The sequence below is a fragment of the Streptomyces sp. NPDC028305 genome, from assembly GCF_055569495.1.
In genome coordinates this window covers 483,820-507,250 of sequence record NZ_JBVHTN010000004.1, presented here as the reverse complement: position 1 = coordinate 507,250, position 23,431 = coordinate 483,820, and the positions used below count along the sequence as shown (strand labels likewise).

General features: G+C 73.4%; 22 protein-coding genes, 1 tRNA gene and 1 riboswitch. Of the genes, 11 read left to right on the top strand and 12 right to left on the bottom strand.

Annotation, left to right across the window (positions count from 1 at the left end):
- Nucleotides 1-63: 63 nt before the first annotated feature.
- Nucleotides 64-864, bottom strand: coding sequence for a DeoR/GlpR family DNA-binding transcription regulator (locus ACZ4WQ_RS18545; RefSeq protein ID WP_311729770.1), 801 nt, complete (start codon nt 862-864; stop codon nt 64-66).
- On the bottom strand, nt 861-1,610 hold the full coding sequence (locus ACZ4WQ_RS18540) for a histidine phosphatase family protein (RefSeq protein ID WP_468022292.1): 750 nt from the start codon (nt 1,608-1,610) through the stop codon (nt 861-863). Before ACZ4WQ_RS18540 ends, ACZ4WQ_RS18545 begins: the two co-directional genes overlap by 4 nt.
- A 110-nt stretch (nt 1,611-1,720) precedes the next feature.
- Between ACZ4WQ_RS18540 and ACZ4WQ_RS18535 the strand changes: the two genes are divergently transcribed.
- The 4 genes from ACZ4WQ_RS18535 to ACZ4WQ_RS18520 all read left to right on the top strand — a co-directional run bounded on the left by ACZ4WQ_RS18535 (nt 1,721) and on the right by ACZ4WQ_RS18520 (nt 8,353).
- Complete coding sequence (locus ACZ4WQ_RS18535; RefSeq protein WP_311729768.1) at nt 1,721-2,770, top strand: 2-hydroxyacid dehydrogenase; 1,050 nt, start codon at nt 1,721-1,723, stop codon at nt 2,768-2,770.
- Nucleotides 2,771-2,873: 103 nt separating this feature from the next.
- Nucleotides 2,874-4,352: an FGGY family carbohydrate kinase gene (locus ACZ4WQ_RS18530; protein ID WP_398371220.1), complete on the top strand. Its 1,479-nt coding sequence runs from the start codon at nt 2,874-2,876 to the stop codon at nt 4,350-4,352.
- Between the two features lie 320 nt (nt 4,353-4,672).
- A riboswitch (cobalamin riboswitch) is annotated at nt 4,673-4,795 on the top strand.
- A 124-nt stretch (nt 4,796-4,919) separates the two neighbouring features.
- Nucleotides 4,920-7,334: a ribonucleoside-diphosphate reductase subunit alpha gene (locus ACZ4WQ_RS18525; RefSeq protein ID WP_361183303.1), complete on the top strand. Its 2,415-nt coding sequence runs from the start codon at nt 4,920-4,922 to the stop codon at nt 7,332-7,334.
- 62 nt (nt 7,335-7,396) lie between these two features.
- Nucleotides 7,397-8,353 (top strand): ribonucleotide-diphosphate reductase subunit beta, encoded by a 957-nt coding sequence (locus ACZ4WQ_RS18520; protein ID WP_311729857.1) that lies wholly within the window; start codon nt 7,397-7,399, stop codon nt 8,351-8,353.
- A gap of 86 nt (nt 8,354-8,439) precedes the next feature.
- Here ACZ4WQ_RS18520 and def read toward each other — a convergent pair whose 3' ends face one another.
- From def to ACZ4WQ_RS18480, 8 genes are all read right to left on the bottom strand, one after another.
- Entirely contained in the window at nt 8,440-9,069 is a 630-nt protein-coding gene (gene def / locus ACZ4WQ_RS18515; protein WP_311729765.1) for a peptide deformylase, read from the bottom strand.
- A 97-nt stretch (nt 9,070-9,166) separates the two neighbouring features.
- Nucleotides 9,167-10,153 carry a tetratricopeptide repeat protein gene (locus tag ACZ4WQ_RS18510; RefSeq protein WP_043486837.1) on the bottom strand — a complete coding sequence of 329 codons (987 nt, stop codon included), beginning with the start codon at nt 10,151-10,153 and terminating at the stop codon, nt 9,167-9,169.
- Between the two features lie 219 nt (nt 10,154-10,372).
- Complete coding sequence (locus tag ACZ4WQ_RS18505; RefSeq protein WP_398371217.1) at nt 10,373-11,980, bottom strand: HD-GYP domain-containing protein; 1,608 nt, start codon at nt 11,978-11,980, stop codon at nt 10,373-10,375.
- Nucleotides 11,977-13,431 (bottom strand): HD-GYP domain-containing protein, encoded by a 1,455-nt coding sequence (locus ACZ4WQ_RS18500; RefSeq protein WP_398371215.1) that lies wholly within the window; start codon nt 13,429-13,431, stop codon nt 11,977-11,979. Before ACZ4WQ_RS18500 ends, ACZ4WQ_RS18505 begins: the two co-directional genes overlap by 4 nt.
- Before the next feature lie 224 nt (nt 13,432-13,655).
- Nucleotides 13,656-13,973, bottom strand: coding sequence for a mycothiol system anti-sigma-R factor (gene rsrA, locus ACZ4WQ_RS18495; protein ID WP_089504922.1), 318 nt, complete (start codon nt 13,971-13,973; stop codon nt 13,656-13,658).
- Nucleotides 13,970-14,659, bottom strand: a complete 690-nt coding sequence (locus tag ACZ4WQ_RS18490; protein WP_311729762.1) for a sigma-70 family RNA polymerase sigma factor — start codon at nt 14,657-14,659, stop codon at nt 13,970-13,972. The genes rsrA and ACZ4WQ_RS18490 overlap by 4 nt, the downstream gene beginning before the upstream one ends.
- 306 nt (nt 14,660-14,965) lie before the next feature.
- The gene (locus tag ACZ4WQ_RS18485; RefSeq protein ID WP_398371828.1) at nt 14,966-15,598 is read right to left on the bottom strand and encodes an alpha/beta hydrolase family protein; all 633 of its coding nucleotides are present in this window, start codon (nt 15,596-15,598) and stop codon (nt 14,966-14,968) included.
- 171 nt (nt 15,599-15,769) lie between these two features.
- Nucleotides 15,770-16,603, bottom strand: coding sequence for an SOS response-associated peptidase (locus ACZ4WQ_RS18480; protein ID WP_385348414.1), 834 nt, complete (start codon nt 16,601-16,603; stop codon nt 15,770-15,772).
- Nucleotides 16,604-16,722: 119 nt separating this feature from the next.
- Here ACZ4WQ_RS18480 and ACZ4WQ_RS18475 point away from each other — a divergent pair, with 119 nt between their 5' ends.
- The 4 genes from ACZ4WQ_RS18475 (at nt 16,723) to ACZ4WQ_RS18460 (ending at nt 20,458) form a co-directional block, all read left to right on the top strand.
- The gene (locus ACZ4WQ_RS18475) at nt 16,723-17,436 is read left to right on the top strand and encodes a M50 family metallopeptidase (protein ID WP_398371212.1); all 714 of its coding nucleotides are present in this window, start codon (nt 16,723-16,725) and stop codon (nt 17,434-17,436) included.
- Nucleotides 17,437-17,590: 154 nt separating this feature from the next.
- Nucleotides 17,591-18,976 carry a 3-phosphoshikimate 1-carboxyvinyltransferase gene (gene aroA, locus ACZ4WQ_RS18470; protein ID WP_311729759.1) on the top strand — a complete coding sequence of 462 codons (1,386 nt, stop codon included), beginning with the start codon at nt 17,591-17,593 and terminating at the stop codon, nt 18,974-18,976.
- Between the two features lie 12 nt (nt 18,977-18,988).
- Nucleotides 18,989-19,996 (top strand): ribosome small subunit-dependent GTPase A, encoded by a 1,008-nt coding sequence (gene rsgA, locus ACZ4WQ_RS18465; RefSeq protein ID WP_385348421.1) that lies wholly within the window; start codon nt 18,989-18,991, stop codon nt 19,994-19,996.
- Nucleotides 19,997-20,134: 138 nt separating this feature from the next.
- Nucleotides 20,135-20,458 carry a DMT family transporter gene (locus ACZ4WQ_RS18460; RefSeq protein WP_311729757.1) on the top strand — a complete coding sequence of 108 codons (324 nt, stop codon included), beginning with the start codon at nt 20,135-20,137 and terminating at the stop codon, nt 20,456-20,458.
- A gap of 21 nt (nt 20,459-20,479) precedes the next feature.
- On the opposite strand, the gene ACZ4WQ_RS18455 is transcribed toward ACZ4WQ_RS18460, so the two are convergent.
- The gene (locus ACZ4WQ_RS18455; RefSeq protein WP_358844473.1) at nt 20,480-21,103 is read right to left on the bottom strand and encodes a TetR/AcrR family transcriptional regulator; all 624 of its coding nucleotides are present in this window, start codon (nt 21,101-21,103) and stop codon (nt 20,480-20,482) included.
- A gap of 157 nt (nt 21,104-21,260) precedes the next feature.
- On the opposite strand from ACZ4WQ_RS18455, the gene hisN reads away from it, so the two are divergent.
- The 3 genes from hisN to ACZ4WQ_RS18440 all read left to right on the top strand — a co-directional run bounded on the left by hisN (nt 21,261) and on the right by ACZ4WQ_RS18440 (nt 23,233).
- Nucleotides 21,261-22,055 carry a histidinol-phosphatase gene (gene hisN, locus ACZ4WQ_RS18450; protein ID WP_311729755.1) on the top strand — a complete coding sequence of 265 codons (795 nt, stop codon included), beginning with the start codon at nt 21,261-21,263 and terminating at the stop codon, nt 22,053-22,055.
- Nucleotides 22,056-22,299: 244 nt separating this feature from the next.
- Entirely contained in the window at nt 22,300-22,701 is a 402-nt protein-coding gene (locus tag ACZ4WQ_RS18445; RefSeq protein ID WP_311729855.1) for a CBS domain-containing protein, read from the top strand.
- Between the two features lie 115 nt (nt 22,702-22,816).
- Nucleotides 22,817-23,233, top strand: a complete 417-nt coding sequence (locus tag ACZ4WQ_RS18440; RefSeq protein WP_311729754.1) for a Fur family transcriptional regulator — start codon at nt 22,817-22,819, stop codon at nt 23,231-23,233.
- Between the two features lie 79 nt (nt 23,234-23,312).
- Here the strand turns inward: ACZ4WQ_RS18440 and ACZ4WQ_RS18435 are convergent.
- A tRNA-Met gene (locus tag ACZ4WQ_RS18435) sits at nt 23,313-23,389 on the bottom strand.
- Nucleotides 23,390-23,431 lie beyond the last annotated feature (42 nt).

Genomic DNA, 23,431 nt, shown 5'->3' with positions numbered 1-23,431 from the left:
GGCTCCCCGGCGCGCCCAAGGCCCACCAGCCTCATGTGCGAAGTGAAGTTAACACGGGAGACGTTAAGAGCGCGCCCCCGCCACCCTCACATCCGTGCGCTCCCGCAGCTCCACCAGCAGCGCCGCGTCCACTCCGCCGTCCACCACCAGGTGGTCGAACTCGTCGACCGGGCAGAGGCGGTGCAGGGCGGTGCGCCTGGTCTTCGACGCGTCCATAAGGAGCACTTTTCGGCTTCCGGCCGCGAGCATCGCCCGCTTCACCAGCACCACGTCCTGCTCCTGGTGGTAGGTGGTGTGCGCGTCCACCGCCGAGGTGGAGACCAGCACCATGTCCACCGACAGCGCCTCGATCGCCGCCACACAGGGCACGCCGAGGAAGGAGTCGTGGGTGTGCGAGTACTCCCCGCCCAGGCCGATCAGCCGGGTCTGCTCCACCCCCGCGAACACCTCCACCACGCGCCGGGCGTTGGTCACCACGGTCAGCGGGGCGGCGTCGACGAGGAGCCGGGCCAGGGCGAGGGCGGTCGTGGAGTCGTCCAACATGATCGACATGCCGGGCTCGACCAGCTCCGCGGCGGCCGCGGCCACCGCCTCCTTCTCGGCCCGGTTCACGCCCATCCGGTAGTCCAGGCTGGACTCGAAGACCGACGACGGCAGCGCCGAGACCCCGCCCCGGAACTTGCGCACCACCCCGAGCCTGGCCAGCTCGTCCAGGTCCCGGTGCACGGTCATGAGGCTGACGCCGGCCAGCTCGGCGAGCTCGGCCGCGGTGGCGGTGGAGTGCGCCAGCACGTACTCGGTGATGGTCTGTCTGCGTGCGGCCTGGGAGCGGGGCGGGACGTCGGACGCGCCGGTCGTGGTCATGGGGCGGATTCTCCCCCACGGCCGGTGGACGCGTCCCCGGCGGGCGCGGCCCCCGTGGCCCCCGCGCTCGTGGCCGCCGCCCCCGTGGCCGCCGCGCTCGTGGCCACCGCCCCCGTGGCCCCCGCGCTCGTGGCCACCGCGCCCGTCGGTACGTTCAGCGAGCGCAGCGCCGTCCTCTCGCCTGCCACCTCGATCTCGCTCACCGCCGCGTTGTCCAGCCGCGGGAAGACCTGCCGGTAGCGGCCGACCGGGATGCCCAGCAGCGCGCACAGCGCCATCCGCAGCAGGGAGTTGTGCGCCACGACGAGCACCGTGCGGCCCGGGTGCGCGGCGGCCAGCCCGCGCAGGGCGGACGCGGCGCGGGCGGACGCGGCGCCCGGCGGTTCCGCGCCGGGGAAGGCGCCCGCTTCCGCGTCCGCCCGGAAGGCCCGTACGGCCGCCGGGTCCTCCGCCTCCATCTCGGCGATGGTGCGGCCCTCGCCCCAGCCGAAGTCGACCTCGCGCAGGTCCTCGACGATCTCGGGGACGAGCCCGAGCGCGTCCGCGGCCGGGCGCGCGGTGAGCCGGGCGCGGCTCAGCGGGGAGCAGGCCACCACGTTTACTTCGCGCCCCTTCACCCAATGGGCGAGCGCTTCCGCCTGCCGGAATCCCCGTTCCGTCAGGGCCACGTCCGAGATCCCGGCATACCGGTTCTCCGCGTGCCACACCGTCTCTCCATGGCGGACGAGCAGTAGGCGAGCCGTCACAGGACGCTTCCTCCCTTCGGCCCGCACGACGCGCGGGCCATTGCTTTGTCACGTCAACGATGTTAAATCTAGCGTCGCCTCTGTGATGGAACGCCGAAGAAAGGCCACCCATGCGTGTCCTCGCCGCCGGAGACCACTTCGTACGCCCCGACCTCATCATCGCCGCGCTCCGCGACGAGCCGGGGCTCGAGGACATCGACGTCGACGTCGCCGAGCTGACGCTGCCGTGGCCCCACGAGCCCTTCGGCCCGGTGGGCGGCCCGGCGAGCCGGGTGATCGAGGCCAGCGGCACCGAGGAGCAGCTGATCGAGGCGCTGGCCGGGGCCGAGGTGTGCGTGACGCAGATGGCGCCGTTCACCGCCGAGGTCTTCGCCGCCCGCCCCGAGCTGCGTATGGTCGCGGTCTCCCGCGGCGGCCCGGTCAACGTCGACCTGCCGGCCGCCACCCGCGCCGGCGTCGCCGTCAGCTTCGCGCCCGGCCGCAACGCCACCGCCGCCGCCGAGTTCGCGGTCGGCATGATGCTCGCCGCGATGCGCCGCATCCCGACGGCGGACGCCGAGCTGCGCGCCGGCCGCTGGCGCGGGGACTTCTACGCGTACGAGGAGGGCGGCATCGAGCTGGACGGCGCGACCGTCGGCCTGGTCGGCTACGGGGCCATCGGCCGGATCGTCGCCCGCGTGCTGCGCGCGTTCGGCGCCCGGGTGCTGATCGCCGACCCGTACACCGACCCCGAGACCGCCCGCGCGGACGGCGTCGTCCCGGTCGAGCTGGACGAACTCCTCGCCCGCTCCTCCGTGGTCAGCCTGCACGCCCGGCTCACCCCCGAGACCCAGGGGCTCATCGACGCCGACCGGATCGCCCGGATGCGGCCCGGCGCGGTGCTGGTGAACACCGCGCGCGGCGGCCTGCTCGACTACGCCCCGCTGCCCGAGGCGCTGCGCTCCGGCCGGCTCGGCGCCCTCGCCCTCGACGTGTACGACCTCGAACCGCCGCCCGCCGACTGGCCGCTGCACTCCGCGCCCAACGTCGTCACCACCCCGCACCTCGCCGGCGCCACCCGGCAGACCGCGCACCGCGCGGCCGCCATCACCGCCGCCGAGGTCGGCCGCTACGCCCGCGGCGAAAAGCTCGCCCACCCCGCGAACCAGCCCACGGGCTAGGAGGTGTCCGGCGGCAAGATCCGCCGGACAGGCCCAGCCCGGCCCCCGCACAACAGCCCCGCACAAACCCGCGCAGTCGACGCCCCCAAGGAGGGCCCACGTCATGAGCATCGTCCTCGGAGTCGACGTCGGCACCTCCGTCACCAAGGCCGTGGCCTTCGGCCGGGACGGCAGGTCCCTGGCGGCCGCCAGCCGTCCCAGCCGGCTCGACCGCCTGCCCGGCGGGCGGGTGGAGCAGGACCTGGAGGACGTGCTGCGCACGGTCGCCGAGGTGGTCCGCGAGGTGACCGCCGCCCTGGCCGCGAAGGGCCGGGAGGCCCCGGTGGCGCTCGCGCTCACCGGGCAGGGCGACGGGCTGTGGCTGCGCGACGCGGCGGGCCGCGCCGTGCGCCCGCCGATCTCCTGGATGGACGGCCGGGCGAACGACACCGTGGCCCGCTGGGGCGAGGACGGCACCATCCGCGACCTCTACCGGCTCACCGGCTCCGGGGTGTTCCCCGGCTGCCACGCGCCGCTGCTGCGCTGGCTGGCCGACCACGAGCCACAGGCCCTGGCGCGCGCGGAGGTCGCGGGCTACTGCGTGGACGCGGTGGCCCAGCGGCTCACCGGCGTCATCGGCGTGGACGCCTCGGACGCGTCCATGCCCTTCCTGGACGTGACCACACGCGCATACGTCCCCGATGCCCTGGAAGCGTGCGGAATCGCCGAATACGCCCGGCTGTTGCCGACGCCCGCCGCGCCCGGCACCGTCCTGCGGCTCGACGACGCGGGCGCGGAGCTGCTCGGGCTGCCGGCCGGACTGCCCGTCACGGCGGGCCCGTACGACCTCCCGGCCTGCGCGATCGGCAGCGGCGTGACGGAGGTGGGCGACGGGCTGCTGATCGTGGGCACCACGCTCGCCAGCCAGGTCCTCACCGACAGCGCGCGGATCGACCCGGCGGCCGACCCGGCGGGCATGTGGCTGTGCACGCCCGACCGGGACCGCTGGCTGCGCGGCATGCCCGCCATGGTGGGCACGGCGGCCCTGGAGTGGGTCCTGGAGTTCACCGGGGCGACCACCGCGGATCTGGAGACGCTGCTCGCCGACAGCCCGCCGGGGGCGCGCGGGGTCACCGCGCTGCCCTTCCTGTCGGACGCGGGCGAGCGCGCCCCGTTCGTGGAGCCCGCCGCGCGGGGCCGGTTGGACGGCCTGACCCTGGCCACGACCCGCGCGGACGCCGTCCGGGCCGCCTGCGAGGCCGTGGCGTACGCGGCACGCCACTGCCTGGAGGCCGCGGGGCTGAGCGCGACGCTCGCGGCCTGCGGGGGCGGCACCCGGTCCGCCGCCTGGACCCAGCTGTTCGCGGACGTCCTGGGGCGGCCGGTGCGGATCCCGGACGAGCCCGAGGTGGGGGCGCGCGGCGCGGTCGCGGTCGCCTGGCGCGCGTTGGGCGACCCGGTGGACGCGGCACAATGGCGAGCCGATTCGCGTACTGTCGTACCCGACGCGGAGCGCGCCGAGGCATACGAGCGCGGCTACGCGGACTACCGGGCCAGGCTGGCCCGTACCCTCGCGGAGTGGCGGGCAACGGCGCCCGCTTAAAGGCGACCCGGCGCCGCGCCGGGCCCGGCGCAGGCCCTTGCCGGGCCCCTGCCGGGCTCGCGCCCGACCGTCCGCGCCGGACCCGCACCGGGGCCGCGCCGGGGCCGTACCGGCCCCCTGCCGGCCTCTGCCGGGCCACCTCGGGGCACCTCGGGGCACGCCCCAGGGCCCGCGTCAGGCCTGTCTCGGGCCTGCGTCAGGCCTGTGCCAAGCGCGCGCCAAGACCGCGCCAAGTCCGGCACTGAATAGCACATTCGTACGAAACACTCCACCTCGCGACACAACATGTGGGGGCGCGTGCGCTCGCCACCACAAGATGTATGCTCATGCTCGCTGTCGCCGCAGGGGAATCCGGTGCGAATCCGGAACTGTCCCGCAACGGTGTACGCGTACGCTTTTGCGTACCCGCGAGTCCGAGGACCTGCCGACAGCCGTCTCATACGTCCGGGCCCCGCGGGTTGGGCCGATGGACGCTGTGCGGTATGCCCTTGGCGGTTTCGGCATGCCCGCACGCGCCCATCGCGTACCACCCGCCCGGCCCCCAGCCGAGCGAGGGAGAACACTTCAGTGACCATCGCGCCAGCCGATCCGGTTTCAGAGGCAGCGGCTACTCAGGCAGCGGACGACGCGCCCGGGACCGCCCTGCTGCGGACCCTGACGGAGCTCACCGCCGACCTGCCCGCCACCGACCCCGGCAAGGTCGCGGCCGCCGCCCTGCGCGGCCGCCATCCCGGCTCGGACGAGGCGGAGTTGCGCACCCTCGCGACCGAGGCGGCGGCCGGTCTGATCGCCGAAGAACCCGAGTACTCGAAGCTCGCCGCGCGGCTGCTGACCCTCGCCATCGCGGAGGAGGCGGCCGGGCAGGGCGCGGTCTCCTTCTCCGCCTCGGTGGCCGTGGGCCACCGCGAGGGCCTGATCGCGGACGGCACGGCCGAGTTCGTGACCGCCCACGCCGCCCGCCTGGACGCGCTGGTCGAGCGGGCGCTGGCCGACGGCGCCGACGACCGCTTCGGCTACTTCGGGCTGCGCACCCTCCACAGCCGCTATCTGCTCCGCCACCCGATCACCCGCCAGGTGATCGAGACCCCGCAGCACTTCCTGCTGCGGGTGGCCTGCGGGCTGGCCGAGGACCACTCGGAGCGGGCGCTGGACGACGTCGCCGAGCTGTACCGGCTCACCAGCACACTGTCCTACCTGCCCAGCTCCCCCACGCTGTTCAACTCCGGCACCCGCCACCCGCAGATGTCGTCCTGCTATCTGCTGGACTCGCCGCTGGACGAGCTGGACTCGATCTACAACCGCTACCACCAGGTCGCGCGGCTCTCCAAGCACGCGGGCGGCATCGGCCTGTCCTACTCGCGCATCCGCGCCCGCGGTTCGCTGATCCGCGGCACCAACGGCCACTCCAACGGCATCGTGCCGTTCCTGCGCACCCTCGACGCCTCCGTCGCCGCCGTCAACCAGGGCGGCCGGCGCAAGGGCGCGGCCTGTGTGTACCTGGAGACCTGGCACGCGGACATCGAGGAGTTCCTGGAGCTTCGGGACAACACGGGCGAAGAGGCCCGCCGCACCCACAACCTCAACATCGCGCACTGGATCCCGGACGAGTTCATGCGCCGGGTGGAGGCCGACGCCGACTGGTCGCTGTTCTCGCCGGTCGACGCGCCCGCGCTGGTCGACCTGTGGGGCGAGGAGTTCGACGCCGCGTACCGGAAGGCCGAGGCGGACGGGCTGGCCGTCAAGACCGTCCCGGCGCGCCAGCTGTACGCCCGGATGATGCGCACCCTCGCGCAGACCGGCAACGGCTGGATGACCTTCAAGGACGCCGCCAACCGCACCGCCAACCAGACCGCCGAGCCCGGCCGGGTCGTGCACTCCTCCAACCTGTGCACCGAGATCCTGGAGGTCACGGACGACGGCGAGACGGCCGTGTGCAATCTGGGCTCGGTCAACCTGGCCGCGCACCTGGGCAAAGACGGCGGCGCCGGGGAAGAAGTAATGGACTGGGAGCGGCTGGACGCGACCGTCCGCACCGCCGTCACCTTCCTCGACCGCGTGGTGGACATCAACTTCTACCCGACCGAGGAGGCCGGGGCGTCCAACTCCCGCTGGCGCCCGGTGGGCCTGGGCCTGATGGGCCTCCAGGACGTCTTCTTCCGGCTGCGGCTGCCCTTCGACTCGCCCGAGGCGCAAGCGCTGTCCACCCAGATCTCCGAGCGCATCATGCTCGCGGCGTACGAGGCGTCCTGCGCCCTCGCCGAGCGCCACGGCCCGCACCCGGCCTGGTCCGCCACCCGCACCGCGCGCGGTGTGCTGCACCCGGACCACTACACGGACGCGGTGGCGACCTGGCCCGAGCGGTGGGCAGCGCTGCGCGAGCGGATGGCCAAGTCCGGGATGCGGAACTCGCTCCTCCTGGCCATCGCGCCGACCGCCACCATCGCCTCGATCGCGGGCGTCTACGAGTGCATCGAGCCGCAGGTCTCCAACCTCTTCAAGCGCGAGACGCTCAGTGGTGAGTTCCTCCAGGTCAACTCCTACCTGGTGAACGACCTGAAGAAGCTCGGCGTGTGGGACGCCCAGAGCCGTGAGGCGCTGCGCGAGTCCAACGGCTCGGTCGAGGACTTCTCCTGGGTGCCCGAGGACGTACGCCGGCTGTACCGGACGGCGTGGGAGATCCCGCAGCGCGCCCTGATCGACATGGCCGCCGCCCGCACCCCGTACCTCGACCAGAGCCAGTCGCTGAACCTCTTCATGGCCTCGCCCACCATCGGCAAGCTCAGCTCGATGTACGCGTACGCCTGGAAGCGCGGCATCAAGACCACGTACTACCTGCGCTCGCGCCCGGCGACCCGGATCGCCCAGTCGGCCCGCGCGGCCGCCCCCGCCACCGTGCCCATCCCCACTCAGCAGGCGCCCGTCGACCCCGAGGTCATCGCCTGCTCCCTGGAGAACCCCGAGTCCTGCGAGGCCTGCCAGTGACCACCGCCCCCGAACGCGTCAAGAACCTCCTGGACCCCGGGTTCGAGCTGACCCTGCGGCCGATGCGGTACCCGGACTTCTACGACCGCTACCGCGACGCGATCAAGAACACCTGGACCGTGGAGGAGGTCGACCTCCACTCGGACGTGGCCGACCTCGCCAAGCTCTCCCCCGGCGAGCAGCACCTGATCGGCCGCCTGGTCGCCTTCTTCGCGACCGGTGACTCGATCGTGGCGAACAACCTGGTGCTCACCCTCTACAAGCACATCAACTCGCCCGAGGCGCGGCTGTATCTGTCCCGGCAGCTGTTCGAGGAGGCCGTGCACGTCCAGTTCTATCTGACGCTGCTGGACACCTACCTCCCCGACCCGGACGACCGGGCCGCCGCGTTCGCCGCGGTGGAGAACATCCCGTCGATCAGGGAGAAGGCGGAGTTCTGCTTCCGCTGGATCGACTCGGTCGACAAGATCGACCGGCTGGAGACCAAGGAGGAGCGCCGCCGCTTCCTCCTCAACCTGATCTGCTTCGCGGCGTGCATCGAGGGCCTGTTCTTCTACGGCGCCTTCGCGTACGTCTACTGGTTCCGCTCCCGCGGCCTGCTGCACGGCCTGGCGACGGGCACCAACTGGGTGTTCCGCGACGAGACCATGCACATGAACTTCGCGTTCCAGGTGGTGGACACGGTCCGCGAGGAGGAGCCCGAGCTCTTCGACGACGAACTCCAGCAGCAGGTCACCGACATGCTGCGGGAGGCCGTCGAGGCCGAGCTCCAGTTCGCCCGCGACCTGTGCGGCGACGGGCTGCCGGGTATGAACACCGAGTCGATGCGCGAGTATCTGGAGTGCGTCGCCGACCAGCGGCTCGCCCGGCTGGGCTTCGCCCCGGTCTACGGCTCGGAGAACCCGTTCTCCTTCATGGAGCTTCAGAACGTCCAGGAGCTGACCAACTTCTTCGAGCGCCGCGCCTCCGCGTACCAGGTGGCGGTCGAGGGCTCGGTCTCCTTCGACGACGACTTCTGAGCCGCTTCTGATGCAAACCCGGCATACGGCGCGGCGCCCCTGGGATCTCCCGGGGGCGCCGCGCCGTATGTATGCCCTGTCGGGCGTCAGTCGTTGGGCACCGTCTCGTAGCGCGGCGTGCCCTCCGCCATCTGCCGCAGCGCGTCCTTACGGTCGCGCTTGGAGAGGCGGTCGATGTAGAGACGGCCATAGAGGTGGTCCGTCTCGTGCTGGAGGCAGCGCGCGAAGTAGCCGGTGCCCTGGACCGCGATCGGCTTGCCCTGGGCGTCCTGGCCGCGCACCACCGCGTAGTCGGGGCGGGCCAGCGCGGCGTAGGCGGTGGGCACCGACAGACAGCCCTCGTTGGAGTCGTCCAGCACCCGGCGGTCGGCCGGGAGCTCGTCCAGCACCGGGTTGCAGACCACGCCCACATGGCGGACGCCGTCGTCGTCCGGGCAGTCGTAGACGAAGACCTTCAGGTCGACGCCGATCTGGTTGGCGGCCAGGCCCACGCCCTCGGCCGCCTTCTGGCTGGCGAACATGTCGTCGATCAGCGCGGCCAGCTTGTCGTCGAACTCGGTGACGTCCTGGCACTCCTTGTGCAGCACCGGATTGCCGACGACCGTGATCGGGCGGGCCGTGCCGCGCTCGCGATACGCGCGCTCGCGCTCCTCACAGTCCTCCGTGTCCACGATGAACTCGTCGTCCACCCGCTGCTCAGTCCCTTGCTGCGCCATCGTCCGCCGCACGCCTTCCTCAAAACCGCCACTCGTCGCCCTACAGGGTAACGGCCGCACCCCAGGTCGTAAGGCCCGCGACGGATGAGCGGGTATGTCAGCAGACCTCTTCCAGGTCCCGCCACTCACGGGTGTCCGGGCTGTCCGCGACCCAGCCGTCCAGCAGCCCCCGCACCAGCCCGCTCGGCGCGGCGATCCCGCACTCCCGCTCCGCCACCCACAGCGAGCCCGAGCCCGCCATGCGGTGCCCCAGCGGGCCGGGCTGGCCGGGCTCGCTGTGGTCGTGCGGGTCCAGGTGCTCGCCCTCGCCCTCGTCGCTGGGCATCCGGCTCTCCGAGCAGGAGCGGCACAGCAGCCGCACCGAGGACGACCAGTCCTCGGCGGCGAAGCCCGCGTCCGCCGCGAGCCGCTCCAGGGCGTCCCGGTCGGCCTCCGTCGCGGCCTCCAGCAGCACCACCCAGGTCGGCACCGGGGACGGCGCCCACAGCTCGATCTCGTCGAAGACCGGATACGCGGGGCCGGCGGAGGTGACGCGCTCGCCGTGCGGAACGCCGTCGTGCAGCACCACCTCGCCCCAGCGCCGCCCGGAGGACGGCAGCGGGATGGACAGCACCTCGATCCGGGCCGGGTCGAGCCGGCGGCCCCAGACGACCTCGGACTCGCCCTCCGGCGACAGCCGCACGGCCGCGCTGCCCAGCTCCATGCCCAGCGGCTCACCGGACGCGGAGGCCTCGCCCGGCACCTTCAGGCCGTACGCCTGCCAGGCGCGGCGCGCCAGCGGCCAGTCCTGGAGAGCGGTGGCGGCGATCCCCACGTTCCACCAGTCCGGGGCGCCGGTCTCGCGGTCCAGCAGCGCGACCGCGCGCAACCCCGCCGCGCGCGCCTGCTCCCAGTCGTGCCGGAACTTGTGCAGCAGCGCCAGGTTGAACCAGGACTCCGACAGCCACGGTTCCAGGTCGGCGGCGCGGGTCAGCAGAGCTCCCGCGTCCTCGTACCGGCCGTCTCCGATGAGCGTGAACGCGCGGTCCGTGGCCTGCCGCCATGACGCGGACGGCCGGTGCCGCACCTTGCCGAAGATCTTCACCATTCCCGCCTGCCGGTATCGAAGTAGTACCGCACCAGATGCCTTCGCGGACGGACAAGCCCTCCCTCGACGACAACCTGCCACACATTCGCGGACATCTCAGCCCGGCCCCTCACACATCGGCCCGGGGACGATGCCCACCACACCTCCTTGCCGCCGGCCATAGGCCCGACACCCCCTCTCTTCGCATCCAACCATGCCTCTCGGGGCAGCCGCTCATTACCCGCGAGTTCTCGCTTCGGGAGACCTCGGGTGACCTGGTACGCGGCCGGCTCGGCGGCCGTGCACCAGGTCGGGCGCCGGACGCGACACGACCGTGGCCAGGGCCTCCACCACGGCCGGGTCGAAGTCGTGGGCCGTGCCCCGCCGCAGCCGTTCCAGGGCCCTGGGCCCGGCCGCGCCCCGGCCCTTCTGAGGGCTTCCCAGGGAGCCGCCCGGGGAACCTCCCACCGGCTCGGTGTAGGCGTTCACCAGCTCGGTGTAGGCGTTCACGGCCCGCACGATACGGGCCGGAAGCGGCTGTTCCCGATACGGGTCCGCCTGCCGCTCCACGATCTCCGCGACCTCGTCCGGCACCCCGGTCTGCCGGACGACGGCCCCGCCCAGCAGCGCTATCCGCCGCCGCTCGGCCTCCGGCAGCGGCTCGGTGGCCCCGGCCGGCACGGCGTCGAGCAGCGACAGCTGGCCGATGTCGTGCATCAGCGCCGCGTACTCCAGCACGGTCAGGGACGGGCCGGAAAGCCGCAACTCGCGGCCGACGGCGCGGCTGAGGAGGGCGACCTGGCGGGCGTGGCCCGCGGGGGTGTACCCGGCCGTCTCCGTCGTCCTGGCCAGCGAGGCGACGGTCTGGCGGCGGGTGGCCCGGATCGCCGCGCGGCGGCGGAAGGAGTGCTGGACGAGCAGCAGCGGCACAGCCAGCACCGGCAGCGCCCACAGCCCGGCCACGGCCACCGCCGGGGCCATGGCCGCCGCCGTCGCGCAGACCGCGGCGCCCACGCCGGGCAGCGCGCGCAGTCCGTCGCACAGCAGGAGGGCGTACGGCCGGCCCGTACGGGCCCGGGTCAGGGCCGCGGCCAGGGCGGCGTCGCCGAGCGCGGCCAGGGCCAGGACCAGCAGCGAGGAGACGACGAGATACGAGCCCTCGCTCAGCCGGTCGAGACCGTCGAGCAGGGCGGGCAACCGGCCGGTGTGGTGGAGCGGTTGGCAGCAGAGCGCGACAAAGGCGACGGCGAGCACCCGGCGCGCGGCGCGGTCGGTGTCCAGGCCGAGGCCGAGGCCGACCGGGCGCCCGAGCGCGACGCGCGGCAGCAGCGCCACGAGGGAGGCGGCGCCGATGACGGCGACGGCCTGGAGGACGCCGTGCGCGGCCGGCTGGCCGTTCAGCCGCCCCAGTACGGCGGCGTAGCCGAGGGCGCCGGCGGCGGCGACGGGCGCGGGCTCGCGCTCCCCGGCCTCCGGCTCGTCCGGCCGCCCGGGCGCCCCGGCCGGGCCCGCGCGCCCGTCCCACCGCAGGGCCTCCCCCAGCGCGACCAGCGCCCCGAAGGCGAGCGCCGTCCCCGGCTCGCGCACGCCCCGCCACTGCGTCCAGGCGACGGCGGCCACGGCCAGCGCGCCGGCCGCGCCGTACACCGCGACGACGGTGAGCGCTCCCCGGCCCCGCCGCGCCGAGCGGCCGGACCATGGCCGGTGCCCGGCTTCCGGCCCGGGCCCGGCCTCGCGTCCGCCGCGGCGACCGGCCCGGCCCGGGGCCGCGGCACCTCCCCCGCCGACGGCCGTCCTGCGCGCGCCCGCGCCGGGCCACGGCACGGCGCACCGCCACGGGCTCATGTGCCACCGCCCGGCCCGGGCCGCGAGGCGCTCAGCCCCCGGGGCCGGGAGCCGCCCGGGCCCCGGCCCGGCACGGTCTCAGGGGACGCAGGCGGGACGTTTCCGCGCCGGTCCGGCGAATGCCCCGGTGCGCGTTCCCGGCCGGCCGGGGCGAGGTGGCGCGCCTCCTCCGGGGCCGGGGACGGGGCGGGGACAGGCCAGCCGTACCGGTCCAGGGCGCGGGCCAGGGCCCCCACCATCCGCGGGTCAAACTGCGCCCCCGCACACCGCTCGAGCTCCTCCATGGCCACGGGCACCGGCCGCGCCCGCCGGTACGCGCGGGTCGAGGTCATCGCGTCGAAGGCGTCCGCGACCGCCACCACCCTCGCCGACTCCGGAATCTCCGCCCCCGCGAGCCCATAGGGATAGCCGCTCCCGTCCAGCCGCTCGTGGTGGTGCAGGACCGCCTCCCGCGCCTCCTCCAGGAAGCCGATGCCGCGCACCATCTCGTGCCCGTACTCGGGGTGGAGTTCGATGACGCGGCGCTCCTCGGGGGTCAGCGGACCGTTTTTGCGCAGCAGCCGGGTGGGGACGCCGAGCTTGCCCACGTCGTGCAGGACGCCCGCGACGCGCAGCGCCTCCAGCCGGTCCCCGCCCATCCCCAGCTCGCGGGCGATCATGACGGAGGCGCGGCCGACCCGCTCGCAGTGGCCGCGCGTATAACGGTCCTTGATGTCGACGGCCTGGACGAGGGCGCGGACGGTGGCCTGGTGGGCGGCGCGCTCCTGGTGACACAGCGCGAAGGCGCGGGCGCAGACGTACATCGGCACCGGCACCAGCAGCGCGGCGGGCGGCCCGTACGGGCTGCGCCACAGCGCCGCCATGAGCAGCCCGGCCAGGCCGTGCGCCAGATGGGGGACGACCGAGCACAGCACCCGGCCGCGCCAGGCGGCGCGCGGCGAGCGGTCCTCGGCGGTGATCAGCACACCGCCTTCCAGGGCGGCGGCGGTCAGGCCCAGGACGAGCGCGGCGACGGCCGCGGGCACCAGGACGTACGGAAAGCCGCCCGGCACATCGGGCGCACCGGCGGTGGCGGGGGCGGCCAGGGCCTCCCGACCGCCGCAGAGCGCGAAGGCGCCCGAGGCGGCGTATCCGGCGAGCGCGAGCCGCGCGGCGCGCCACAGCCGCCGTACGCCGGCGGGGCGCCGCTCGACGGGTCCGAGCAGCGCGCCGGGCACCGCCACGAGCGCGGCGGCGGGCGCGGGCAGCAGAAAAGCCCCGGCCAGAAGCGCGGGGCTGAGCAGGAGGGAGCCGGGCGGCCTGCGGACGACGACCGCGTGGAGCGCGGCGAGCAGCGCGGCCGTGGCCCATGAGACATGCGCCGCGGGCCACAGGGCCGGGGCGGCGCACACCGCGGCCAGGAGCGCGGCGCTCAGGATGTAGACGCGCGCCGCCAGAGGAACCGCCCGCATGCCCCCTCCTCCCCGTCCGTCCGCGGCCCCGGTCGGGCCGTCAGATTGGGGAGGATAGAGCCGGGCGCGCGGGGTTCGTCCGTGTGCTCCGCCCGATTGCACACCTTCGGGTGATGATCGGGCGGCCGTACTGTACGAACGCGCGAGCCGGGCCGGGCTGCCCGGACAGCGCGCAGGGCCTCGGCCCCGCACGGCGGTGAACGGAACAGCCCGCCGGAGGGCGCCTAGTCCTGCGCGGGCGTCGGCGCGTTCGCCTCCGCGACGACCTCCCGCTCCGGCGCGACTTCGCCGGAGCGGATCAGCTCGATGCGGTTCATGACCTTCGAGCGCAGGTCGCTGGGCACGTCGTCATGGCCGCAGCACCGCTTGACCAGCTTCTTGACGGCCTGCTCCAGCCCGTACTTCTCCAGGCAGGGGGAGCACTCGTGGAAGTGCACCTCCAGCTTGGCGCGGTCCACGTCGGGCATCTCGCGATCGAGAAACTCGTAGAGGTGGTCGAGGACCTCGGAGCAATCCGTCTCGTGCGGCTCTCCGCAGCTCATGAGTCCGCGCCTTTCCGATCGTGCGACTCGTCCGCCGCGGCGGGCGCGCCGGCCGGGACCAGCCCGCGCCCACGGGCATAGTCCTCGAGCAGTCCGCGCAGCTGGCGGCGCCCACGGTGCAGCCGCGACATCACGGTACCGATGGGTGTCCCCATGATGTCCGCGATCTCCTTGTAGGCAAACCCCTCGACGTCCGCGAGATAGACCGCTATGCGGAACTCCTCGGGAATGGCCTGGAGCGCTTCCTTGACATCCGAGTCGGGGAGGTGGTCGAGCGCCTGCGACTCGGCGGAGCGCAGACCGGTCGACATGTGCGACTCGGCGCGCGCGAGCTGCCAGTCCTCGATCTCCTCGGCCGCGCTGCGCTGGGGCTCCCGCTGCTTCTTGCGGTACGAGTTGATGAAGGTGTTGGTGAGGATGCGGTACATCCACGCCTTGAGGTTGGTGCCCTCACGGAACTGGTGGAACGACCCGTAGGCCTTCGCGTACGTCTCCTGGACCAGGTCCTCGGCATCGGCCGGATTGCGCGTCATACGCAATGCGGCGGAGTACATCTGGTCGAGGAACGTGAGGGCGTCCCGCTCGAAGCGCGCGTTGCGCTCGGCGTCAGTCTCGTGCGGCTGCCCGGCCGGCCGGCCCTCGGTCACGCCGTCGGTCCCCGCGTCGGTGCCAGTGACCTGACCCACCTCCTCCGCCTTCGTGTCGGGACCGCCGAATGCGGACCCACTCGAATCGGAGAATAGACGACGATCCGGTCCGCCCGCCGCTTCGTTCCGGGCGGTCCACCCCGGCTGCGGCTGCGACCAGTCCAGGTCGGCGGCGCGCGGGCGGGCCGGGCAAGCGAGCGAACCCATACTGGGGACTCCTTCTCCTGGTGCGGGTACCTGAGCCTGTGCCTTGTCCTGATTCATAGCTACGCGCGCTACAACACACAGCGTCCCGATCGCATTCCCGGGCCGCCTCCGCCGCTCGATACGGCACGTCCGCGCAGCTCAGCCCGGTAGGCGGGCCAGCCAGTCGGCGACGGCTCCGGTGATCAGCGCCAGCGCCTCCTCCTGGCCGATGTCCGCCCTCTTCGGCACGGCGAAACCGTGGTCGCCGTGCGGGATCCCGACCAGCTCCATGCCGACGGGCAGCTCGGGGAACTCCTCGGGGCGGCCGAACGGGTCCCGGTCGCCCTGGACCACCAGCGTCGGCAGGCCGGCGTCCAGCAGCTCCTCGGCCCGGGACCGCTCCGGCCTGCCCGGCGGGTGCAGCGGGAAGGACAGCGCCAGCACGGCGCTCGCGCCCAGCTCGCGCGCCGTACGGCAGGCCACCCGCGCCCCGGCGCTGCGCCCGCCCGCGACGACCGGCAGCCCGGGCTTCTCCAGCGCGGGCCACAGCGCGCGCCATCCGGTGTCCAGGGTCTTGGGCGCGGGCGCGACCTTCTTCCCCGCCACCCGCCACGGCTGCTCGACCAGCGCGACATCGACGCCCAGCGGCGGCAGCGCGGCGGCCAGCGCCCGCAGGTCCCGGGCCTCGATCCCGCCCCCGGCGCCATGGCTCACGGCCAGCACGGCGCGGGCGCCGGAGGCGGAGGCGGCGCGGTGCCAGGTGATGCGGGCGTCACCGGCGGGGGTCGGCACGGTCTCGCCGGTCCCGGCCGTCGTCGCTCCGGACGGCTCACCGGTCTGTGCGGTCTGCTGGGTCTGCTCGGCGCTCACAGGCCCATCCTGCCGCGTCCGGGCGGCGCGCCGCGGTATCGACCCCGCGCCGATCGGAAGACCGGCGGCGCAGAACGCGGCGCAGAACGCGGCTCAGAAGAGCGTGCCCGCCTCGGGGGCCTCCAGCTCGGCCACCAGCTCCGGCCCGTTGTTGCGAACGTCACTCACGGCCGTGGCGACCGGGTAGGCGCGCAGCAGCCCCGCGGGCGGCGGGGCGAGCAGCGGGCGCAGCTCGTCGGGGTCGGTGTGGGAGGGGTCGAGCCAGTCCGCCCAGCGGTCCTCGGTGAGCACGAGCGGCATCCGCGGGTGGATGTCGGCGAGCGACCGCGGCCCCGCGCCGGCGTCGTCGCCGCCCTCGCCCAGCAGCGGGAACGGCTCCTTCTCCGCCTCGGTCGTGATGACCGTGCAGGTCACCCACCAGGCCCGCGGATGGTCGTCCGGCAGCGTCCGGTCCCGCCAGAACTCGTACAGCCCGGCCATGGCCATCACCGAGCCGTCCACCGGGGTCACGAAGTACGGCTGCTTGCGCGGCCGCTTGCGCTTCCCCTGCTCCTCCAGCTGCCGCTCCGCCGGTGCGGTGACCCACTCGTAGTAGCCGTCGGCGGGCAGCAGACAGCGGCGCGAGGCGAAGGGGCGGCGGTACGAGGGCTTCTCGTGGACCGTCTCCGCCCGCGCGTTGATCATCTTCACGCCGGTGTCCGGCGACTTGGCCCAGGACGGGACCAGTCCCCACTTCAGCGCTCTCAGCTGGCGGACCGGGCCCGGCTCGTCGGCGTCCTTCAGAGGGCGTTCCAGAACCGCGTACACGTCCTTGGTGGGCGCGACGTTCCAGTCCGGGGCCAGCGTCTCCTCCGGCTCCCACTTCTGCACCGCGAAGAGGCCCACGAGGTCCTCGGGCTTCCGGCTCGCTGCGTATCGACCGCACATAGGTGCCACACTGCCACGACGCCCGGGGCCGGTGACGCCGGGCCGTCGAAACCGCGCGACCAAGAAGAACGTACAGAACAGAAGAAGCACCGAACTCGGACGCGAGGAGCCTCCCGCGCATGGACAGCACGAACGCCGCCGATCTGTGGGACCGCGTCGTCGGCACCCAGCCGGACCCCACCCCCTGGCTGGTCGCCGCCACCGGGCTCATCGCGCTCTCGGCGGTCGTCTCCCAGATCGCCTGGCGGATCGCCCGCAACGCCATCACCATCGCCCACGAGGGCGGCCACGGCCTGGTGGCGCTGGTCAGCGGGCGGCGGCTGGACGGGATACGTCTGCACTCGGACACCTCGGGGCTGACCGTCTCGCGCGGCAAGCCCACCGGCCTCGGCATGATCCTCACCGCGGCCGCCGGATACACCGCGCCGTCCCTGCTCGGCCTGGCGGGCGCGTGGCTGCTGGCCGCGGGCCACATCACCGCGCTGCTGTGGGGGACGACGGCGCTGCTGGCCGCGATGCTGGTCATGATCCGCAACGCGTACGGCGTGCTCACCGTGGTCCTCTCCGGGGCCGCCTTCTTCCTGGTCTCCTGGCTGACCGAGCCGGACGTCCAGGCGGCCTTCGCGTACGGCGTGGTCTGGTTTCTGCTCCTCGGCGGCGTACGCCCCCCGTTCGAACTTCAGCGCAAGCGCCGCTACTCGGGGGCGCACGACTCCGACCCCGATCAGCTGGCCCGGCTGACCAATGTGCCGGCCACGGTCTGGCTGCTGCTCTTCCACGTGGTCTCGCTGACCTCGCTGATCGGCGGCGGCCGCTGGCTGCTGGGGGTGTGAACCGAGGTCCCGCCGGTCCTCGACCTGGCCGCGAGCCGGCCCCGACCCGGCCCCGAGCCAACCGCGAGCTGTTCATACCAGCGGCGTGTTTCGACTGGGTTTCGCCACTTTTGATCAGGAATCTCACTCTCGGCGAGCCACTAAAGTGAGAGCCATGACCGGCATTGAGACCTCTTCGGGCGCGCACTCCGCCCTCTGGCCCGCTCCGCTCGCCGACAGAGCGGTCGACGCGACCGTCACCGTGCCCGGATCCAAGTCGGTCACCAACCGCGGCCTGATCCTGGCGGCGCTCGCCGCCGAGCCCGGCTGGCTGCGCCGCCCGCTGCGCTCCCGCGACACCCTCCTGATGGCCGAGGCGCTGCGCGCCCTGGGCGTGGGCATCGAGGAGACGGTCCCCGACTATTCCCCCGGCTCCCACGGCGCGCCGGGCTCCGCGGGCGGCGGCGAGGCCTGGCGGGTCATCCCGGCGGGGCTGCACGGCCCGGCCACCGTGGACGTCGGCAACGCCGGCACCGTGATGCGCTTTCTGCCGCCGGTCGCGGCGCTGGCCGACGGCCCGGTCCGGTTCGACGGCGACAAGCGCTCGCACGAGCGTCCGCTGCACGGCGTGATCGACGCGCTGCGCGCGCTCGGCGCCCGGATCGACGACGACGGCCGCGGCTCGCTGCCCATGACCGTGCACGGCGGCGGGGCGCTGGACGGCGGCCCGGTGCGCATCGACGCCTCCTCCTCGTCGCAGTTCGTCAGCGCGCTGCTGCTGTCCGCGCCGCGCTTCAACCAGGGCGTCGAGGTGCGCCATGTGGGCGCCGCGCTGCCCTCGCTGCCGCACATCCGGATGACCGTCGACATGCTGCGGGCCGCGGGCGCGGCCGTGGACGCCCCGGAGGCGGGCGGCGAGCCGAACGTCTGGCGGGTGTCGCCCAGCGCGCTGCTGGGCCGCGACCTGGTGGTCGAGCCCGATCTGTCCAACGCGGCGCCGTTCCTGGCGGCCGCCCTGGTCACCGGCGGCCGGGTGACGATCCCGGACTGGCCGGAGCGCACCACCCAGCCCGGCGACTCGCTGCGCCGGATCTTCACCGACATGGGCGGCTCCTGCGAGCTCACCGAAGCCGGGCTGACCTTCACCGGCACCGGCCGGATCACCGGCATCGACGCCGATCTGCACGAGGTGGGCGAGCTCACCCCGGTGATCGCGGCGGTGGCGGCGCTGGCCGACTCCGAGTCCACGCTGAGCGGCATCGCGCATCTGCGGCTGCACGAGACCGACCGGCTCGCGGCCCTGGCCAAGGAGATCAACGAGCTGGGCGGCGATGTCACCGAGACCGCCGACGGGCTGCGGATCCGCCCGCGCCCGCTGCACGGCGGGGTCTTCCACACCTACGAGGACCACCGGCTGGCCACCGCGGGCGCGGTCATCGGCCTGGTCGTCGAGGGCGTGCGGATCGAGAACGTGGCCACCACGGCCAAGACCCTGCCCGACTTCCCCGGCCTGTGGAGCGGCATGCTCGACGCGGCGACGGCCCCGGCGCGGAGAGCCTGAGGCGCCCCCGCCATGCGCCGCTACGGCAAGCACACCGACGAGGACGACGTCCGGGTCCGCCCCAACCGCAAGGGCAACCGGCCCCGCACCAGCATCCGCCCCAAGCACGCGGACGCCGCCGAGGGGTTTGTGCTGACCATCGACCGCGGCCGGCTGACCGTCCTGGTCGAGGACCGCACGATCATCGCCATGAAGGCCCGCGAGCTGGGCCGCAAGGGCGTGGTGGTCGGGGACAGGGTCGCGGTCGTCGGGGATCTGTCGGGGGCCAAGGACACCCTCGCGCGGATCGTGCGGGTCGAGGAGCGCTCGTCGGTGCTGCGCCGTACCGCCGATGACGACGACCCGTTCGAGCGAGTGGTCGTGGCCAACGCCGACCAGCTGGCGATCGTCACCGCGCTCGCCGATCCGGAGCCGCGCCCGCGGCTGATCGACCGCTGTCTGGTCGCCGCCTTCGACGCCGGTCTTTCCCCGCTGCTGGTCCTCACCAAGTCCGACCTGGCTCCGGCGGCCCCGCTCCTGGAGACCTACGAGCCGCTCGGCATCCCCTATGTCGTCACCAACCGCGAGGAGTTGACCGACGGCGCCGCGGCCGACCGGGTGCGCGCGCGGCTTGCGGACCAGGTCACGGTCTTCGTCGGGCACTCGGGCGTCGGCAAGACCACCCTGGTCAACGCCCTGGTGCCGGAGCGCAAGCGGGCCACGGGCCGGGTCAACGCGGTGACCGGCCGCGGCCGCCACACCACCACCTCCGCGCTCGCGCTGCCGCTGCCCGGCGACGACGGATGGGTCATCGACACCCCGGGCGTACGGTCCTTCGGGCTGCACCACGTCGACCCCGCGCGGGTCATCCAGGCCTTCCCGGACCTGGAGCCCGGCACCGAGGGCTGCCCGCGGGCCTGTAGCCACGACGAGCCGGACTGCGCGCTGGACCAGTGGGTCGCCGACGGCCACGCCGACCCGGCCCGGCTCTACTCCCTGCGGCGGCTGCTGGCCACACGGGAGCGGCGCGAGGGCGACTGATCCGCCCGCCCGCGCGACGTTTGCCACCCCCCATCACATGGGAGGTAACTGGATAATCACACCGGGCCGATCCAGATCGCGAGATCGGCTCCAGGCGAGCGAGGCGGAAGCAGCCGACACCGGCGCGGGAGGACTTGTATGGCGTGGCTGCTGGTCGTGGTCGCCGGGCTACTCGAAACCGGCTTCGCCGTCTGTCTCAAACTCTCGCACGGCTTCACCAGACTCTGGCCGACCATCGCCTTCTGCGCCTTCGCGCTGGGCAGCTTCGGCCTGCTGACGCTCTCTCTGAAGAAGCTGGACGTGGGCCCGGCGTACGCGGTGTGGACGGGCATCGGGGCGGCCGGAACGGCGATCTACGGCATGGTCTTCCTCGGTGACCTGGTCTCCACGCTCAAGATCATCTCCATCACGCTGGTGATCGCCGGCGTGATAGGACTCCAGCTCTCCGGCTCGGCCCACTAGGGCCGTGGCGAAAGTGCCGGCCTAGGCCAGGACGCCGCGTACCGCGCTCTCCGCCTCCTCCTCCGACACGGGCGCGACCACGTACGACAGCGCCAGGCGCGCCGCCGTCTCGCAGGCCCGGCCGAGGTCCGCCGCCGCGCCCTGCGGCCAGTCGCCCGCCAGCAGGCGCACCGCGCGGTCCCTGATCTGGGCCAGGACCTCGACGGGCGAGGGCAGCGGATCGTCCGGGCGGTCCGGGCGCCACGACGGCCTCACCGGAGCGGCACCGGCACCGGTACCGGCTCCCGCCCCCGCGTGCGCGGGCGAGGGCAGCCGTTCGCTCCAGCAGCCGGTGAGCACCGCCCGCACCAGAGGGTTCGCGGCCGCCACCCGCAGGGTCCAGACCACCGCGGCCGCCAGCCGCTCGTCCGGGCCGGCGGCGCCGGACGCTCCGGACAGCGCCCGCTCGACGCCGGTCAGATACGCCTCCGCCTCCCGGCGCACCAGAGCGCGCGCGAGGCCGTCCTTGCTGCCGAACTCGTTGTAGAGCGTCTGCCGCGAGACCCCGGCCGCCAACGCCACATCGACCATGCGGATCAACGCCCACGGGCGGTCGGCGAGCGCGGTGAAGGCCGCGTCGAGCAAGGATTCACGTGCTGCGGGCATCGTCGCCTCCCAGGCCATGCGTCCCTCTTCAGCGGCACGTGCGGACAGAATTGACGCACCGCCAGGTGATGTCAATGGCCACGGCGTACGCCCCGGGCGCCCCCCGTCCGGCCGTCGTCGTGTGGATCGGCCGAATCCGTATCGATACTGTTCGGCCATGCCCGACTACCACGATGACCTGCGTCTCGCCCATGTACTCGCCGATGCCGCCGACGCCACCACCATGGAGCGATTCAAGGCGCTCGACCTCAAGGTCGAGACGAAACCTGATATGACGCCGGTCAGCGAGGCCGACAAGGCGGCCGAGGAACTGATCCGCAGCTCGCTCCAGCGCGCCCGGCCGCGGGACGCGGTGCTGGGTGAGGAGTTCGGCAGCGAGGGCAGCGGTCCGCGCCGCTGGATCGTGGACCCGATCGACGGCACCAAGAACTATGTGCGCGGGGTGCCCGTCTGGGCCACACTGATCGCGCTCATGGAGCGCGGCCAGGGCGGCGACCGGCCGGTCGTCGGGGTGGTGTCGGCGCCCGCGCTCGGCCGCCGCTGGTGGGCGGCCGAGGGGCTGGGGGCGTACACCGGCCGGAGCCTGTCGTCCGCGACCCGGCTGGGGGTTTCGCAGGTGTCGCGGCTGGAGGACGCGTCGTTCGCGTACTCCTCGCTCAGTGGCTGGGAGGAGCGCGGCAGGCTGAACGGCTTCCTCGATCTGACGCGGGCCTGCTGGCGGACGCGCGGCTATGGCGACTTCTGGCCGTACATGATGGTCGCCGAGGGGTCGGTGGACATCTGCGCCGAGCCGGAGTTGTCACTGTGGGACATGGCGGCGAACGCGGTCATCGTTCAGGAGGCGGGCGGCCGCTTCACGGGACTCGACGGGGTGCCGGGGGTGCTCAGCGGTGACGCGGCGGCATCGAACGGCCTGTTGCACGGCGAACTGCTGAACTATCTGGGCGGCTAGGGCCGCTGGCGGGCCCGGACCGGCTCGTACATCCCGGAGCGCGGGGGCGCACCAGGCGGTAGATCGGCTTCCGCACGCCCCTTGTTGACGCCCGCGCCCCCATGTGAACATGTGAATCCGCGCGCTTGTGAACTTGTGCAGTCGCCGCGGTTTCGCTCACCCCCGCAATCGTTCACCCGCGCAGCCGTTCAACCCCCCGCAGTAAGGATTCGCCAAGGAGGAGGCGACGACCATGTCCCCACCCATGCTCGTCCGCGACGCCATGAGTTCCGTGGTGCTCACCATCGGCCCCACCCACACCCTGCGCCAGGCCGCCCGGTTGATGTCCGCGCGATGCGTCGGCTCGGCGATCGTGCTGGACCCCGACACCAGCGGGCTCGGCATCCTGACCGAGCGCGACGTCCTCAACTCACTGGGAGCGGGCCAGGACCCGGACCATGAGCCGGCCCACGCCCACACCACCTCCGACGTCGTCTTCGCCGCGCCCCAGTGGACGCTCGACGAGGCGGCGCGCGCGATGTCCCACGGCGGCTTCCGCCATCTGATCGTCCTGGACGCGGGCGACCCCGTGGGCGTGGTGTCGGTGCGCGACATCATCCGCTGCTGGACCGGCGCACGGCGGCCGGCACCGGCACTGGCAGGCTGAGACGAAGCCCACCCTGGACAACGTCTAACTCAATAATGCCTTCAGAGTGATAACAGATCTGGTCATGGACGCGCCCACTGCTACCCTTGCCTTATCTGACTGATAGGTGAATGGCATGAGTGACCTGCTGGAACGACTCCGGGGACGCGGCTGGCGGTTGACGGCACAGCGGCGCGTCGTCGCCGAGGTCCTCGACGGGGACCATGTGCACTACACCGCCGATGAGGTTCACGCCCTCGCAGCCGGGCGTCTGCCCGAGATCTCGCGCGCGACCGTATACAACACCCTCGGGGAGTTGGTTTCGCTCGGCGAGGTGATCGAGGTCAGCACGGACGGCCGGGCCAAGCGGTACGACCCGAACGCCCACCACGCCCACCAGCACCTGGTGTGCGCGCGGTGCGGCACCATCCGCGACGTCCACCCCTCCGGCGACCCGCTGGCCGACCTCCCCTCGGAGGAGCGCTTCGGCTTCGCGGTCTCGGCGGCCGAGGTCACCTACCGCGGACTCTGCCCCGACTGCGTGGCCGCCTGACCCCAGGCGACCGCCCGGTCCCGGACGCACGGGCGCGACACGAAGGGCCCGGATCCTTGAGGATCCGGGCCCTTCGCCTTGGTAGCGGGGACAGGATTTGAACCTGCGACCTCTGGGTTATGAGCCCAGCGAGCTACCGAGCTGCTCCACCCCGCGTCGGTGTGTCGAAATATTAACCACAGGGCGACGGCCAGGGCA